13 protein-coding genes are annotated in these 15,894 nt (G+C 70.7%); 6 read left to right on the top strand and 7 right to left on the bottom strand.

Annotation, left to right across the window (positions count from 1 at the left end; all coding sequences use genetic code 11):
- Nucleotides 1-70 precede the first annotated feature (70 nt).
- Together OEB96_RS22655 and OEB96_RS22650 are read right to left on the bottom strand one after the other, a co-directional pair.
- A complete protein-coding gene (locus OEB96_RS22655) occupies nt 71-2,197 on the bottom strand; it encodes an FG-GAP repeat domain-containing protein (RefSeq protein ID WP_266218721.1) in 2,127 nt (708 codons plus the stop codon).
- A 214-nt stretch (nt 2,198-2,411) separates the two neighbouring features.
- Entirely contained in the window at nt 2,412-3,545 is a 1,134-nt protein-coding gene (locus OEB96_RS22650; RefSeq protein WP_266218719.1) for a hypothetical protein, read from the bottom strand.
- 118 nt (nt 3,546-3,663) lie between these two features.
- Between OEB96_RS22650 and OEB96_RS22645 the strand changes: the two genes are divergently transcribed.
- Nucleotides 3,664-4,533, top strand: a complete 870-nt coding sequence (locus tag OEB96_RS22645) for a lamin tail domain-containing protein (RefSeq protein ID WP_266218718.1) — start codon at nt 3,664-3,666, stop codon at nt 4,531-4,533.
- A gap of 84 nt (nt 4,534-4,617) precedes the next feature.
- Entirely contained in the window at nt 4,618-7,428 is a 2,811-nt protein-coding gene (locus OEB96_RS22640; RefSeq protein WP_266218716.1) for a serine/threonine-protein kinase, read from the top strand.
- 7 nt (nt 7,429-7,435) lie between these two features.
- On the opposite strand, the gene OEB96_RS22635 is transcribed toward OEB96_RS22640, so the two are convergent.
- Genes OEB96_RS22635 through OEB96_RS22620 form a run of 4 tightly spaced genes read right to left on the bottom strand, consistent with a single transcriptional unit; the run spans nt 7,436 to nt 11,687 of the window.
- Entirely contained in the window at nt 7,436-8,770 is a 1,335-nt protein-coding gene (locus tag OEB96_RS22635; RefSeq protein ID WP_266218715.1) for an ABC1 kinase family protein, read from the bottom strand.
- Between the two features lie 60 nt (nt 8,771-8,830).
- The gene (locus tag OEB96_RS22630; protein WP_266218713.1) at nt 8,831-9,454 is read right to left on the bottom strand and encodes a TlpA family protein disulfide reductase; all 624 of its coding nucleotides are present in this window, start codon (nt 9,452-9,454) and stop codon (nt 8,831-8,833) included.
- A gap of 14 nt (nt 9,455-9,468) precedes the next feature.
- A complete protein-coding gene (locus OEB96_RS22625; RefSeq protein WP_266218712.1) occupies nt 9,469-10,170 on the bottom strand; it encodes an OmpA family protein in 702 nt (233 codons plus the stop codon).
- Nucleotides 10,167-11,687 (bottom strand): vitamin K epoxide reductase family protein, encoded by a 1,521-nt coding sequence (locus OEB96_RS22620; RefSeq protein ID WP_266218710.1) that lies wholly within the window; start codon nt 11,685-11,687, stop codon nt 10,167-10,169. The genes OEB96_RS22625 and OEB96_RS22620 overlap by 4 nt, the downstream gene beginning before the upstream one ends.
- A gap of 91 nt (nt 11,688-11,778) precedes the next feature.
- Between OEB96_RS22620 and OEB96_RS22615 the strand changes: the two genes are divergently transcribed.
- The 4 genes from OEB96_RS22615 to OEB96_RS22600 all read left to right on the top strand — a co-directional run bounded on the left by OEB96_RS22615 (nt 11,779) and on the right by OEB96_RS22600 (nt 14,750).
- Nucleotides 11,779-12,306, top strand: a complete 528-nt coding sequence (locus OEB96_RS22615; protein WP_266218708.1) for a hypothetical protein — start codon at nt 11,779-11,781, stop codon at nt 12,304-12,306.
- A 56-nt stretch (nt 12,307-12,362) separates the two neighbouring features.
- Nucleotides 12,363-12,827, top strand: coding sequence for a hypothetical protein (locus tag OEB96_RS22610; RefSeq protein WP_266218707.1), 465 nt, complete (start codon nt 12,363-12,365; stop codon nt 12,825-12,827).
- Nucleotides 12,828-12,846: 19 nt separating this feature from the next.
- Nucleotides 12,847-14,145 (top strand): radical SAM/SPASM domain-containing protein, encoded by a 1,299-nt coding sequence (locus OEB96_RS22605; RefSeq protein WP_266218705.1) that lies wholly within the window; start codon nt 12,847-12,849, stop codon nt 14,143-14,145.
- An 86-nt stretch (nt 14,146-14,231) separates the two neighbouring features.
- Nucleotides 14,232-14,750: a DUF1993 domain-containing protein gene (locus tag OEB96_RS22600; protein ID WP_266218704.1), complete on the top strand. Its 519-nt coding sequence runs from the start codon at nt 14,232-14,234 to the stop codon at nt 14,748-14,750.
- A gap of 6 nt (nt 14,751-14,756) precedes the next feature.
- Here the strand turns inward: OEB96_RS22600 and OEB96_RS22595 are convergent, their stop codons facing one another.
- Nucleotides 14,757-15,764: an MBL fold metallo-hydrolase gene (locus OEB96_RS22595; RefSeq protein ID WP_266218703.1), complete on the bottom strand. Its 1,008-nt coding sequence runs from the start codon at nt 15,762-15,764 to the stop codon at nt 14,757-14,759.
- Between the last annotated feature and the right edge of the window lie 130 nt (nt 15,765-15,894).

Raw genomic sequence — 15,894 nt, 5'->3', positions numbered from 1 at the left:
TGACGCCATCGCTCGCCGAGGCCGGACCGTCGCCGGCCTCACGGTACGGCGGCCCGTCGCCCTCGGTTCCTCAGTTGCACGAGGTCGCCTCGTAGTCCCGGGCGGTGTCGATCATCGTGTCGATCTGATTCACCCATCCGTACCACTTCGACGTGTCCGTCGCGTCCTCGGCGATCTGCGTCCAGGTGCTGTACCCGCCGAGGCGATAGGTGCTCGGATCGAAGGTGCCGCATGCTCCGTAGTTTCGGTGCATCGGGTTGTCCGGCTCGATGCACTTGTCATGGTGATCGAGCCCGAAGATGTGTCCGAGCTCGTGCTGCTCGACACCCTGTGCCTGCTGGATGTCGAGGGTGTTGGGACCCCGCATCATCCGCCAGTAGTCGAAGACCGCGTCGAAGCCGTCCTCACCCCACGAGTTCGTGGAGCGCGAGGCAAAGGAGCCCTTCATCGCGTCGCAGGACGCCCTCGTGACGTCGTTGGCCATCATGTCCCAGTCGCACAGGTCCGCGATCACGATGGTCACCGTGCCGGGCTTGTTGATCCTCGGATCGTCGCACTCCCTGAATTCGCACGCCATCGCGTCGTTGAAGGTCGTCTTGCCGCACGAGTTGGGGAAGCAGCCGGCCGGATCCAGACCCAGGGTCACGGCATCGTCGTCGCAGTGGGCGGTGTACCAGATGCTCGTGGGGTTTGCGTACTCGCGCACCTTGTCGCAGCTGGTGTTGGCGATCTCGTCGTAGAATACATGGCTCTCGTACTCGTAGAGCATGCAGTCGCCACCGTCGCACACGGGATCGAGGGCCTGGTCGTAGGTGCGCTCGTTCATCACGTCGACCTCGACCCTGAAGTACTCGGACGGATCGGCGGTCTGGCTGATGATGCCGGGGACCAGCGGGTTGATGTGGGACGAGGTCGAGGTCGGGAGCCGGTCTCGCGCAGGCGAGATGTTGGGATCGTTGGGGTTGGTGGCGACCACGAAGTGGATGGGGATGACGCCGAGGGTGCCGTCCCCCTGGAAGCTCCCGTCGGAGCAGACGCTGAAGAAGTCGCCGGCGTCGTTGGCGTAGCGGACGCTCCGGTCACCATACAAGGTGTCGTGGCACAGAGCGTCGGCGTCGCCGTCTCCGTCGAAGTCACCCGAGTAGAACTGCTGGTAGGTCTCACACCAGTACTCGGCGTGCATGTCTCCGTCGGTGCCGTGGAAGGCACCCGACGCGGATGCGTGATCGACGTTGATGCCGCCGTAGTCCCACATCATGCACATCAAGTCGTCCCTGCCATCCGCATCGACGTCGCCGACCTTGACTTGCCCGCTCGGGCTCCCGCACCAGCTCGCGACGGCCTGGCCGTCGTACGTGGAACTCCAGTTCGCGCCGAAGAAGGTACCCTCGTTGTTGGCGAGATCCACCCGGCGACGACCGCTATGGGCGTAGGGGCCTTTCACGTGGCAGAGCAGGTCGTCCCTGCCATCTCCGTCGAAGTCCCCGACGTGAAGCAACTCCCCGTCATCGGTGCACCAGGTCTGGTCTGCGGTCGGGTGGTCCTCGGTGTTGAACTCGGTCCCGAAGAACGTGCCCGAGGGGTTGGCGAAGTCGATGCGCTTGCGCCCTTCGTCGGCGTAGCCGCCCTGCACGAAGCACAGCAGGTCGTCCTTGCCGTCGCCGTTGAAGTCGCCCACGAGGATCTTCTCGCCCGCGTGGGTGCACCAGGTCTGGGCCGCGGTCGGATGGTCCTGCGAGTCGAAGTTGGTGCCCCAGAATTTGCCGAAGCCGTCGGCGAAGTCGATGCGCTTGCGCCCGGGGTTGGCGAAGCCGCCCTTCACGTGGCAGAGCAGGTCGTCCCTTCCGTCGCCGTTGTAGTCACCCACCAGCAAGGTCTCGCCGGATGCGGTGCACCAGCCGTCGGTGTGGTCCCAGTCGGTTCCCCAAAAGCCCAGGAAGTCGATCTCGGTGGCGGGCGAGCCGGGGCGCTGGTTGGCAAAGTCGATGCGCTTGCGGCCGGTGGAGCGATTGTGACATAGCAGGTCCGCGGCCCCATCGCCGTCGAAATCCCCCACGTGGAGCGATCGATTGGTGCCGTGACACCACTGTTCGTCGACGTTGGGGTTGCCGTCGATGCCCCAGCCGGGCAGGGGCGTGGCCGAGGCCGTCGAGGGGGTGAGCAGGAGGAGCGCAGCGTTGGCCAGTGCCGAGGCCATGGCCGGCGCCGTAGCGAATCCGAGAGTAGTAGAGACACGCATGTCTTCGTCTTTCCTTGGCGTGGTCGATGAGGTGGGCGCCGGGCAGCTGACGCATCATCTGCACGGCGCTCTCACGCCCCATGGCCACGGTCCGAGGCATGGGGGCCACGAGGGCGCGAGTCGGTCTCCCACCTTGTGCCCCGCGGCGGCCGAGCGGATCACGGCCCTCGCGTCATATGCTGCAGTCGCGATCGAAGTCGGGCATCACGAACCGCACGCCCTCGAGCACGTCGTCGATCGGCTTGGCGCTCGTTGGGGGGAACCGGAGCACGCGCTCGCCGTCGTCGAGGTACACCGAGCCATCGGGCCCGAGCTCGACGCCGGCGTGCACGGGCGCGGCGGACAGACGGGTGACGGTGCCCTCGCGAACGTCGATGCGGTCGAGCACGTAGCGTGCAAACGCCACCTCGCGGCACCCGGCCTGCTGGGTGAAGACCATGATGAAGCGTCCGTCGTCGGTGCGTACCACTTGGTGGTGCCCCTCGTCGTGACCGCGGGGCAGCGCGAACGTTCGCTCGGGCTGGTCGGGGTCGCGGACGATCAGGCGATCGCGCTCGAGCACCAGCCCGGCGGGAGGGGGGCGCTCCACGAACACCCCGCTGGCACTCACGATGACGCTGGCCGAGTCGGTCGCGAGCGGATCGGCGGTCGTGGTGACGCCCTCGCTGGTGATCCGCAGGACGAGCGTGCCCTTGGGGTCGTAGCCGAGCTGATGCAGGGTCACGCGCACCGCGTCGTCGCGCTCGAGGCTGGCCTCCACCGCCACTCGGTTTCGATTGGTCTTGGGGTCGCGCACATCCACGTCGTCGGCGTGCAGCACCGCGTGCCCCTTCGCATCCACGGCCCGGGTGAGATCGAAGAGCGCCACGTCGAGCCGCCGCGCCTGCACCAGCCAGATCTCTCCCATCACGAGGTCGCCGGCGAGCACGAACGCGCGTGCGCGCTCGGGGTCGAGGAGGCCGCCGAGCGCCGATGGCACGGGATCGGTGAGCGGCACGAAGCGGCGGGCCCGGGGATCGTAGAGCCCCAGCCGCAGCGCCTCGTAGGGGATCTGCGGCGCTCCGCTGGCGGTGCGGGCGGGCCGAGCCCGGTAGCTCATCGCCGGAATCCCGTGCTCGAGGAGGGCAGGGGAGGGCGGGCTCGAGGAGGGAGCGGCCGGAGGATCGTCGCGCGTCGCGGCGCTCGCCACGGGCGCCGGATCGAGCGGTGCGCTCGGAGCCGCCACCGACGGCGCCGATCCGAGCCGACAGCTCGCCGTGAGGATCACCGCCCCGAGGGCAAGCACACATCGGCCTCGGCTCGGCATGTCATGCAGCATAGTCCACCCGATCGCGTCGTCGCGTCATGCGGGCGCAACCTCGACGCCGCCGATCCGTCCCTGGAAGACTCCGAGGGCCTTGGGGACCGAGGAGGGAGACGACGCCGTGATCTCATCGAACGCCGAGCGAATCCGTATGCACGCCCTGGGCTGGGTGCTCTGCTGCACCGCCTGCACCGCGGTCGTCGCCGACGACGATCCCTTTGCCACCGTGGGCATGTCGGGGACCTCGGCGAGCTCCGCGACCGCCGACGCCACGGACACCGCGACCGCCGACGCCACGGACACCGCGACCGCCGGAACCGACGGCACCGATGCCAGCGGTTCGGCCGACTCGGGTGGCAGCGACTCCGCCGACAGCGGCAGCGACGATGCCTCCACCGCGACCGATACCGCCTCGGACGATTGCAATCCGGCGTGCGATCCCCAGACCTCGGTGTGCGAGGGTGGGCAGTGCGTGCCGCCCGGACCGCCGCTGCCGGGCCAGGTGGTGATCACCGAGCTGATGCCCAACCCGGTGGCCGTGACCGACGACGATGGCGAGTGGATCGAGCTGGTCAACGTGGGGACCGATCCGGTCGACCTCGAGGGCTGCGTGCTCTACGACGACGCGAGCGACGAGGACGTGGTGAACTCGGGCGTGCCGGTGGTGGTGCCGCCGGGCGGGGTGGTGGTGTTCGCCAAGGTCGCCGATGCGGCGCTCAACGGCGGCGTGGCCGGTGTGGCCTATGCGTTCGGCACGTCGTTCACGCTGGCCAACACCGGCGACGAGGTGCGCCTCGAGTGTGGGGGCGCCGTGATCGACGAGGTCGCCTACATCGACACGTGGCCGTTTGCCGAGGGCGTGGCGATGCAGCTGTCGAGCGCCTCGCTCGACGCCACCGCCAACGATGCGCCCGCCAGCTGGTGCGCGGCCACCAGCGCCTACGGCCTGGGCGATCTGGGCACGCCGGGGCAGGCCAACGCGGGGTGCTGAGGCCCGCTCGTTCGGGCCCCGCTCGGTCGAATTTCGTCGCGCGCACCAATGGGCAATGGCCCGGCGTTACGCTTGTGGCTCGGAATGTCCGTCGATGCCTCAGCGCCGCGCGACCGTACGCCAGCGCCGCGCGACCGTACGGTGGTCGCGCTCGGGGTGACCACCGTGGTCACGCACGGTGGGTCGCTCGGGGTGCTCCACGACGAGCTCGGACAGGACACGATCGCCGACGTCGGGCCAGCCACGGCGAGCGACGAGCTCGCGGCGGGCGAGACGGTGGGCCGCTACGTGATCGTGCAGCGCCTGGGGGCGGGCGGCATGGGTACGGTGTACGAGGCCCGCGATCCCGACCTCGATCGCCCGGTGGCGATCAAGGTGCTGCGTGGGGCGGTGAACGAAGAAGCGCGCCTGCGCATGGAGAGAGAGGCGCGAGCGCTGGCCCGACTGTCGCATCCCAACGTGGTGCAGGTGTACGAGATCGGCCGCGTCGACGGGCGCACGTTCATCGCCATGGAGCTGGTGCGGGGTCGGCCGCTCGACGCGTGGCAGCGCGAGCGCCCGGGCTGGCGCGAGTGCGTGCGCGTGTACCTGCAGGCAGGGCGTGGGCTGGCGGCTGCGCACGCCGAGGGGCTGGTGCACCGGGACTTCAAGCCCCACAACTGCATCCTGGGCGACGATGAGCGTGTGCGCGTGCTCGACTTCGGGCTGGCGCGCTCGCAGGAGCCGGCCACCGTCGACAGCGAATTCGAGGGACGCGTAGTGGCCGTGGATGCGCTCACGCGCACGGGGTCGTTCATGGGCACGCCGGCCTACACCGCGCTCGTGCAATTCAGGGGCGCGCCGGCCGATGCCCACAGTGATCAGTTTGCGTTCTGTGTGGCGCTCCACGAGGCGATCCACGGCGAGCGCCCGTTCGCAGGCCGTACGACGGAAGAGCTGACCCGGGCGCTGGCGCGTGAGGAGATTCGCACCAGTCCGCAGCAGCGCCGTCTGCCGCGAGCGCTGCGTCGGGCGCTGCGCCGCGGGCTGGCCCGCGACCCCGCGGCGCGGTGGCCCTCGATGGACGCGCTGCTCGCCGAGCTGCAGCGGGTGGTTGGTCCTCGGCGTCGCCGGGTGGCCGCGGTGGTGGTGGGCGTGGGGCTGCTGGCGGTGGGCGGAGGTCTGTGGCAGCAGGCTCGGCTGCGCTGCGGCGGAGCGGCGACCGAGCTGCATGGGGTGTGGGATCCCGGGCGCCGCGAGGCGCTGCGAGCCGCGCTCGAGGGCACCGCGGTCCCCTACGCGGCCACGACGGCGACCCACGCCGTCGAAGGGCTCGATGCCTATGCGCAGGGGTGGGCTGGCATGCACGAGGAGGCCTGCGAGGCCACTCGCGTGCGCAGCGAGCAGACCGAGGAGGTGATGTCGCTGCGGATGGCGTGCCTGGCCGGGCGCAAGCTCGCGCTGCGCGAGGCGGTGGACGTGCTGATCCAGGTCGACGCGGATGCGATCGCGCGGGCGGGGACCGTGGTGTCGACTCTGCCTTCGCTCGCGCGCTGCGAGGACGTGGAGGCGCTGCGGGCCGGGGTTCCGCCTCCCGACGATTCCAGCGTGGCGATCGAGGTGGAGGCGCTGCGCGAGCGGCTGGCTCGGGCGCGCGCGCTCGAGACCGTGGGCCGCTACGACGAGGCCCTGCGCATGCTCGGGCCGCTGCGTCGCGAGGCGCAGGGGCTGGGCTACGCGCCGCTGCGGGCCGAGCTCGAGTACCGGCAGGGGGCGGTGCTGCAGGCGCAGGGGCAGCACGAGCCGGCCGAGCAGGCGCTGGTGCGAGCGTTCGAGCTGGCGCTCGCGCACGGGCACGACGAGGTGGCCACCGATTCCGCGAGCCTGCTGGTGTTCGTGGTCGGGGCCCAGCGGGGGCAGCTGCCGCTCGGTCGCCAGTGGGGCACCATCGCGATCGCGCTGGCCCAGCGGCAGCGCGAGGCCTCGGCGCTGGCGGTGGCTCGGCTGCACCTGAGCATGGTGCTGCGAGAGCAGGGCGAGCAGACGGCGGCGCTCGAGCACACCGAGGAGGCGCTGACGATCCTGCGACGCCTGCGGGGGCCCCGGCACACCTCGGTCGCGTTTGCGCTGGGCGTGCAGGCGGTGACGCTCGAGTCGCTCGGCGAGCCCGAGCGGGCGCTCGCCGCCCTGCACGAGGCGCTGGCGATCGAGGAGGAGGCGCTCGGTGGCGAGCACCCGAGCGTGGCGACGACGGTGGGCAACATCGGGCGCTTGCTGGCGCAGGCGGGCGCACTCGACGATGCGGTCGTGAACCTCGAGCGGGCCGGGGCGATCTACGCGCGGGTGGGGGATCGAGCGAGCGAGGTGGCCGTGCTGGCCTCGCTGGGGCGGGTGCGCTTCGAACAGGGGCGGCTCGACGACGCGGCGGATCTGCTCGAGCGGGCGCTCGGGCAAGGCGAGCGGGCGCTCGGGCCCATGCACCCCGACGTGGCGACCCTGGTGGGCAACCTGGCCAATCTTCGTGGGGAGCAGGGGCGGGTGTCCGAGGCGGTGCCGCTGCAGCGGCGGGCGCTGGCGATCCGCGAGGCGGCGCTCGGGCCCGACCACGAGGCGGTGGCCGTGGCCGCCGACAACCTGGGCCTGCTCCTCGGTCAGGGCGAGGCGAGCGCGGAGGGGCTCGAGGAAGCCGTGGCGCTGCATCGGCGGGCACTGGCGATTCGCGAGCGCATTCACGGCCCGGAGCATCCCGACGTGGCCGGGTCGGCCTTCGAGCTGGGCGTGGCCCTCGAGGCGCTCGGGCAGCGGGCGGCGGCGCGCGAGCAGCTCGAGCGGGCGAGGGCGATCTATGTGAAGTTTCCCGAGCAGCAGGAGTTCGCCGCGCAGGCTCGCGCCTGGCTCGACGAGCACCCGCCGTGAGCGGACGTCAGAACGCCGGAGGCACCGTGGGCGCATGGACGCCCGCTCGCCAGATCTCGCCCCACGGTGCCGTGGCGCCAAGGTGCGCCAGCACCGAGTTCAGCCCCCACTGCAGCCGGTTGAGGAACAGCCACTCGGGCGGCATCTTCTGCTGGAACCGGTTGGGGTTGTCGAACAGCAGCATGCCGTAGCTCTCCTTGACGTACTCGTGGGTGTACGTGAAGGGCTCGGTGGCCATGAACGGCCGATAGAGGTAGTGCATCATGCCCCACTGGTGCTCCCAGTCGAACTTCTTGGGGTTGCCCACGAAGCCCAGCGCGGGGAAGTGGCGCAAGAACGCGGCACGATCGTCGTCGAGCACCGAGCGTGCCACCCGCTTCCACGCCTCGATCATCTGCGGATCGAAGCGACGGATGCAGCCGAAGTCGAGGAAGGTGACGTCGCCCTCCGGCGAGAACAGGTAGTTGCCCGGGTGCGGATCGGCGTTGTAGATGCTGTGCCGAAACAGGCTGTCGAAGCAGGTGCGGAAGATGATCTCGCCGGCGCGATCGCGGGCCGCTTGGGGAGCCTGATCGCAGAACGGATAGAAGGACTGGCCCGGGTCGAGCTCGGAGGTCAGCACGCGGCGACTGCTTCGCTCGGGCACCACCGCGGGCACGCGAGCGCCGGGCATGGTCGAGAACAGCTCCGCGAAGCGCTGCTGGCTCTGCGCTTCCTGCACGTAGTCGCACTCCTCGAGCACGCGGTCGCGCAGCTCGTCGACCAGCCCGCGGCCATCGAGCGCGGTGCCGATGGTGCCCACGCGGCTGATGGTGCCAAAGGTCTTGAGATCGGAGCGCAGCGCGTCCTCGATGCCCGGGTACTGCACCTTCACCGCCACGTCGCGGCCCTCGAAGCGGGCGCGGTGTACCTGGCCGATCGACGCGGCCGCGAACGGCTGCGGCTCGAGCTGCTCGAACAGCGCCTCGGGCTCGTCGCCGAGCTCCTGCCGGATCACCGCGCGGACCTTGTCGTGCTCCATCGCCGTGGTGTTGGCCTGCAGCTTGGTCAGCACCCGCTGTGCCTCGGGAGGCAGCGCGCCCGGCATGTAGCTGGCCACCTGCCCGAGCTTCATCACCAGGCCCTTGAGCGCGCCGAGCTCCTTGACCAGCTTGCTCGCCGCCTCGACCGCGGCCGAGTCCTCGACCGGACTCGGTGCCTCGGGCTCCTTCTTGCCGCGCCCGAGCAACGAGCGCTTGGCGAAGCCCAGCCCCACGCGCGACGCCAGGCCCACGGTGACCATGGTCCGCTTGCGAAAGCCCCGAGCCAGCTCGCGGAGGGGAACATCATCGTCGTCGGTCATGGTCGGGTGGCCCATGCCATACACCACCGAGCAGGCCGTTGCACGCTGCCTGCGCCGCTCTCAGAGCGACATCAGCAGCTGCTCGATCGCTCCGCGGTCGTCCTCGCCGACTCCGGCCGTTCGAATGCACCGCACGCGGTCCTTGCCGTCCACGAACACGTGGATCGGCAGCACCGCCTGGCCCTCGACTCCCAGCGTCTCGGCCCATGGCTGGAGCGCGCTGGCCTCCTGGAGCTCGAGCGTCGTGTTGGGAGGGGCGACCTCGGGGTGCTGCTCGGCAAACGCGGCCACGGCCTCCGGGTCCCCATCGGCGCTGAGGAACCACAGCTCGAAGTCGGCCTTGCTGCCCAGCTCGCCCTGCCACTTGGCCAGGCGAGGCAGCTCCTCGATGCAGGGCTTGCACCACGTGGCCCACACGTTGATCCACCGGCTGCGCTGCGATGCACCCTTGTCGGGCGCGGGCGCGCGCAGGGGCGGCAGCGTCAACGTGGGGGCCGCGTCGGCCTCGTGCCAGGTCTCGCAGAAGTCCTTGGGCGCCACCGTGGCCGGCTTGGCCGCCTCGACCGCCTCGGACCGCGAGCGCGATGCCGAAGCGGGGCCGCTGCTCTTGCCATCGCCGTCACAGCCGGGCGCCACCAGTGCCAGCGCGGGCACCAGCACGGCCGCCATCACGCTCGGCGCCATCACCATCCTCGGGACTACAGTCGACAGTCGATCCATGCCACGAACGCGCTCCGGTTGATGTGCTCGGGCTTGCACTCGTCCTCGTTCCCGCTGCGCTTCCACCCGCAGAAGCTCTCGTCGAGCTGGGCGTACTCCTCGCCCAGCCACAAGAGCCCCACCTCCTTGTCGAGGTCGGGGTCGTCGAAGCGCTGGCGCAGGTGCTCCATCACCGAGTCGGCGCGCTTCTGCGACAGCTCGCGGTTGTGCTCCACGCTGCCCTCGGGCGAGCTGCGGGCCACGGTGAGGAACCAGCTGGCCCCGCGCTGATCGGCAAAGCTCTGCTCGAGCAGCTCGATGTCCTTGTCGTCGAGCGTGGCCTTGTTCTTGTCGAACTGGATGATGCTCACCCGATCGGACAGCGGCATGAACAGCGCGTTGAAGTCCTCGCCGGCCATGGTGGCCACGCTCTTGGCGTCGACCGGCTGGCAGCCGCGGGCCTGGCCGTCGGCCGCCAGTCCGCACGACAGCAGCACCCGGCGCAGCACCTGCTTGAGCTGAGGGGTGCAGTAGCCCTCGTTGGCGGCGGCCGCGGTGGCGACCTCGGGCGCGTCCTCGACCGACTTGCCCGCCTCGATGTCCGTGAGTCGCTCCTGCGCGCTGCTCACCCAGCTCTGGCTCATGCCCAGCGGGAGCGCAGCGGCGGCCAGGCCGATGACGACGCGTACGGCAATGCTCATGGGGTACCTCCATCATCCTCTTCGCCCTCGGGCGGGGGTAGTTCCTCGACGGTGGGCAGCTTGCTGTCGGGCTGGGCCGCGGGCTCGGTGGGCTTGGGGTCCGCAGGCTCCGGCGCGGTGGGCTTGGGCTCGGAGGGCTTGGTCCCCGCGGGGGCTGCCGGCTTGGCGGTCTTGCCCTTGGCCGTCTTGCCGCCCTTGCTCGCCTCGTTCGTGGCAGGGGCCTCCGAGCCGGGCACCAGCGCGGGCTCGGCGGGAGCCGCCGGGGCGGGCGCGGTCGACTTCAGGGTGCCGGCGGCATGCTGCTGCAGCATGCGATCGAGCACGAAGTCCATGCCGAGATCCGAGTCCTCGTCGCAGAGCTTGACCCCCGCCACGTAGAGCTGCGGGGTCATCACGGGCAGCTGGTTCTTCACCGTCCAGCGCAGCGACTTGTTGAGCCGCGACTCGACCTCGGGCGAGCCCAGGCACGACTGCAGCTCGGGAAAGCGAGCGATGATCATGCGGCTGACCCCCTCGAGGTCGGACTTGCCCTGGGCCAGGAGCGCCTCCTGCTGCTCGAATGCCCACGCCACCACTGCATCGGGCCCGACGGCGGGCACGGTGGCGGCACACAGCACCGCCTGGCTCACCCGACACGCGCCGGGGTGCAGCGAGCGCGTGACCATCCAGTTGCACTCGCTGTCGAGCGGGAACATCACCGCATGGCGACGCAGGCGCTGATCCAGGCCCGAGGCGTGCAGTCGCTCCTCGAAGCCGCGGCAGGACGGGCACAGCGGATCGAACACCTCGATCGCCGGGGCCCCGCCCGAGGCACCGCTCGATGGGGGTCCCAGCGGCACCATCACCCCGTAGGGATCGTCGGGCTCGGCCAGCGCGCCGCAAGTCCCGATGTAGCGCTGTGCATAGTCGGGCACCACCAGCGCATAGGCGACCACGGGCACGGTGACGAAGGCCACCCCCTGTCCCACCGCGGCGAGCCAGGCTGCGGCCGCCCTGGGGGGAGGCCCGTCGGAGGATCCCGGCTCGCGCCGAGCCGAGAGCCATGCACCCAGCGCCATCACCAGGGCCACGCCGCTGCTGATGTAGATGCCGATGCAGAGCTTGCAGGCCGCGTGCAGCTCGGTGAACGCCACGTAGCCCATGACTGCCGATGCGATCACCGGCACCGCGGTGGCTGCGAGCGCGATGGCGGCCGTGGTCCTGCGCCGAGCGGGCGGGGCCACCAGGATCTCGACGGCCCGAAACGCCAGGAACGCGAACACGGCCATCGCGGGCAGCGAGATCGGAATCCCGCCCCACAGCGAGGTGCGCATGATCGACGAGTAGGGGCTGAGCAGCGTGACCTGGCAGCCGGTGGATTCCTCGTCGGGTTCCACCAGGCCCGGGGCGAACGAGCAGTGGAGGTCGTGGACCTGCCGATCGAGGTGCTGCACGAAGTCGAGCGTCGAGACGCCGGCGAAGCCGAGGCCCAAGAGCGCCCCGAGCAGCAAGCCCACCGCGAAGATGCGCGTCCACATGCCTCGGATTCTAGTGCCGATCCTCCCCGCATGGCGAGCCAGCCGGTGATCGCCGGCCTCCCGGCTTGGTTTTGCGGTACCATCACCCGCAATGACCAGGTTCGTCGAGTGTTCGGGATGCACGCGGCATGTGAGGGCCGACGAGGGGCGCTGCCCGTTCTGCGGGCGCCCGTCGACCACGGCGGCACCCGGTCGCGTACTGGCGCTGGTGCTTCCGCTGACGCTGATGGCCTGCACCGGCGGGGAGGGCCCGAATCCGGCGACCAAGCCCGAGGCCGCCAAGCCCACGCCGGACGCCAAGGCCGATCCCGATCAGAAGAGCGGTCCCGCCGACGGCGGAGCGGCGGCCGACGTGGTGCCGCCGAGCGATGACCGCAACATCGCCACCAAGTATGGTGGCCCCCCGATGGTCGATACGCTGGTTCCGGTTCCAGGCCCATCGCCGGCCATGGACGACGGAGCGGTGCCCACGGAGGACGTGGCCGAGCCCATCACGGAGCCCGACGCCACGGCCCGGCAGCCCCGCAAGTACGGCGCGCCACCGCGCCCCGATGCGCGGCCCGCCAAGAAGTACGGGGCGCCGCCCCGACCCGACGAGGATCCGCTCGGCGGGCGGTAGCATGTGGCAAACGGCCCCGCCCACGGGATTGCTGGATCCGGGGTACCATCCCCAGGATGACCAAGCTCGTCGCTTGTCCCAGCTGCGCTCGCCACGTGCGGGCCGACGATGGTCGTTGTCCATTCTGTGGCAGTGCATCCACGACGATCGCCCCGGGACGGATGCTGGCGTTGGTGCTGCCGCTGACCCTGATGGCGGGCTGCACGAGCAACGAGCCGCCCAAGCCGTCGCCCGAGGGGAAGGTCGCGCCCACCCCGGTGGAGCCGAAGGGCGACGGAGGCCAGGTCGAGGCCGAGCCGGCCTACGGCGTGCCCATCACCGACGAGCCCAAGCCCTCGGACGTGATCGATCCCGAGCCCGAGCCCATCGATCGTCCGGCCGACAAGTACGGGGCTCCGCCGGCGCCCGACGGGCCCGACGAACCCGAGGACGTGATCGAGCCCGAGCCGGAGATCGAGAGGCGGCAGCCGACCAAGTACGGCGGTCCACCCCGTCCCCGCAGTCCACAGGAACCCCTGTGAGCCCGAGGTCTCGCTCCTCGTGACCGAGCTCGGCCCTCGTCCGCGATCGCTGCCGATCGCTCCTCTTGCCAAGCCCTCGCGCAAGCGGCTGCCCCTGGCGCCGCAGTCGCGGCCCGGGCTCGACGCCGTGCGTCCGGTGTACGCGGTCTGGGAGCTGACCCTGCGCTGCGATCTCGCGTGCCGTCACTGCGGCTCGCGAGCGGGCCGCGCCCGACCCGACGAGCTCTCCACCGAGGAGGCGCTCGACATGGTGCGGCAGCTCGCCGAGCTCGGGGTCCGCGACGTGACGATCATCGGCGGCGAGGCCTACCTGCGCGATGACTGGGTGGAGATCGCGACCGCGCTGGTGAAGGCCGGCATCGACACCAGCATGACCACCGGGGGGCGTGGCATCACGCGCGAGCGCGCCCAGCAGGCCAAGGACGCCGGGCTGTCGACGGTGTCCGTGTCGATCGACGGGCTCGAGACCACCCACGATCACCTGCGTGCGGTCAAGGGCAGCCATCGCGCCGCGATCGAGGCGCTGGGCCACTTCCGTGCGGTGGGCATGCCGATCTCGGTCAACACCCAGATCTGCCAGCCCAACCGCCACGAGCTCGAGCCGCTGCTCGAGCGCATCCACCCGCTGGGCATCCACTCGTGGCAGGTGCAGATCACGGTGGCGATGGGCCGCGCCGCCGACGAGCCCGACCTGCTGCTGCAGCCGTACCAGATGATCGAGGTCATGCCGATGGTCATGCGCCTGCAGGATCGCTGCGACGAGGTGGGCGTGCGGCTGTGGCCGGGGACCAACATCGGCTACTTCGGCCCCTACGAGGGCCGGCTGCGTCGACACATGCCGCGCGGGCACGGCGAGGGCTGCGGGGCCGGCCGCGACACGCTGGGCCTCGAGGCCAACGGCGACATCAAGGGCTGCCCGTCGCTGCCCAGCGACGCCTACGTGGGCGGCAACGTGCGGGAGCATGGCTTGCGTGCGGTGTGGGAGCGGGCGCAGGCGCTGCGCTTCACTCGGGGCCGCGGCACCGAAGACCTGTGGGGGTTCTGCTCGACCTGCTACTACGCCGACGTGTGCAAGTCCGGGTGCACGTGGACGGGGCACGTGCTCTCGGGGCGGCGAGGGAACAACCCGATCTGCCACCATCGCTCGCTCGAGCTGCTCGCCCAGGGCAAGCGCGAGCGCATCGTTCGAGTGCAGGCGGCGGATGGCGAGCCGTTCGACCACGCACGCTTCGAGATCGTGCTCGAAGACTGGCCGGCCGCGGAGCTCGAGCACGCGCGGGAGCTCGCCCGCACCGGTCGCGGTTGGCTCGACGGTTGACGTGGCGGCTCGTGGCGGACGACGTTCCGGTGCAGGGCGGGACGGCCCGTAACGGAGGCGGCCCCGGCGGCGTAGAGTGCTGACTCATGTCCCTCCACGACGCATCCGTCACCCAAATGTCCAAGATGCTCCGCAACCTCGATGCCTGGCTCGACAAGGCCAAGGAGCACGCCAAGGCCAAGGAGTTCGACGTCGAGGTGCTCGTCACCTCGCGGCTGGCCCCCGATCAGTTCCCGCTGGTGCGGCAGGTGCAGTCCGCGTGCGACTCCGCCAAGTATGCGGTGGCCCGTCTGTCCGGGGTCGAGGCGCCGGCCCACCCCGACGAGGAGAAGACGGTGGACGAGCTGCAGGCGCGCATTCGTGCCGTGATCGCGTACATGGAGACCGTCACCCCCGACGCGTTCGAGGGCGCATCGGATCGTCGGGTCACGCTGCCGTTCCTGCCCGGCAAGTGGACCAAGGGCATCGAGTACTTCGTCGACTTCGCCGCGCCCAACTTCTACTTCCACGTCATCACCGCGTACGCGATCCTGCGGCACAACGGCGTGAACCTCGGCAAGCGCGACTTCCTCGGCCACGTGCGCCTCTACGACATCGAGGCCTGAGCCAGGCTACTGGTGCCCGGCCAGCTCGAAGCGCTCGCCCACCCCCAGCTCCACCGCACGACCCGTGGGTGAGAGCACGCCCGGGGTCCCGAAGTGCTGCACGGCTTTCGCCCCCGTGCAGTGCGCCCCGTAGAAGTCCTGCAGCTCCACCTCGTGCAGCCGCTGCCCCGTCCACTGCACGTGCTCGGCCGTGGCTCGGTGGAGGTGGAAGCCGCCCACCGCGCCGCGGATCGGCGCTCGTCGGATCACCTGCCGCGCATGGGTGACGATGTTGACGATCCCCGCGTGACCGCAGCCCGAGAGCACCACCAGGCCATCGTCGGTGTCGATCACCAGCGCCTGGCTCTCGGGGAGCATGTCCTCGATCCAGCCCTCGCTCGTCTCGATCCGTCGCGTGGTGTTCCAGTTGCGCTCGGGATGCACCCGCGGCACGGGCCCGGTGACCCACACCCCGGGCTGGATCTCGGCGGGCTGAGCATGGGTGACGAAGGTGCCCCCGGTGGCCTCGAACGCGGGGCGGATGGTGAGCATCGCGTTGACCTCCTTGGTGCGCCCGTCGATCTCCACGTGCCGCGGGGCCCACATGCCCTCGGCCACGTGCACGGTCGCGAGGGCAGCGGGGGCGCGCTCGGCCACCGCCTTGCGCAGCGTCAGCAGGCCGCCCACGTGATCGTCGTGGTGGTGGCTGAGCACCACGGTGGGGATCGAGTCGAGCGCGACCCCGAGCGCATCTGCGTTCTCGAGCACCGTGCGAGGCTTGGCGCCGGTGTCGAACAGGATCTCGTGCCCGTCGGCCTCGACCAGCGCGGCAAATCCCCACTCGCCCGCTCCCACCGGGGCCCTGGTGGTCGACAGCACGGTGATGGTCAGGGTCGAGACCCGATGCGCGCCGTGGGACGCCTTGGTGCGCGCAGGCGCGGCCTCGGCCGCCGGGCTCGGGCTCGACGACTGCTCGGTGTCGACCACGGCCGAGGCCGGCGTGCCCGCGGGAGTCGATCGGCAAGCGGTCGCCATCGAGAGGCCCCAAACCAACGACGAGACCAGGGACGAGACCAGGGACGAGACCATCGACCAGCCCCTCGACGAGACCCTGCGCACGTGCCCAGCATAGCCCGAGTCGAAGCCCGCCGTGGCCCCGCGGAGC

The organism is Paraliomyxa miuraensis (assembly GCF_026337845.1).
GTDB lineage: Bacteria > Myxococcota_A > Polyangia > Nannocystales > Nannocystaceae > Paraliomyxa > Paraliomyxa miuraensis.
Note: the sequence above shows the minus strand (reverse complement) of the source record. Positions and strands in the feature narration are given on the sequence as shown.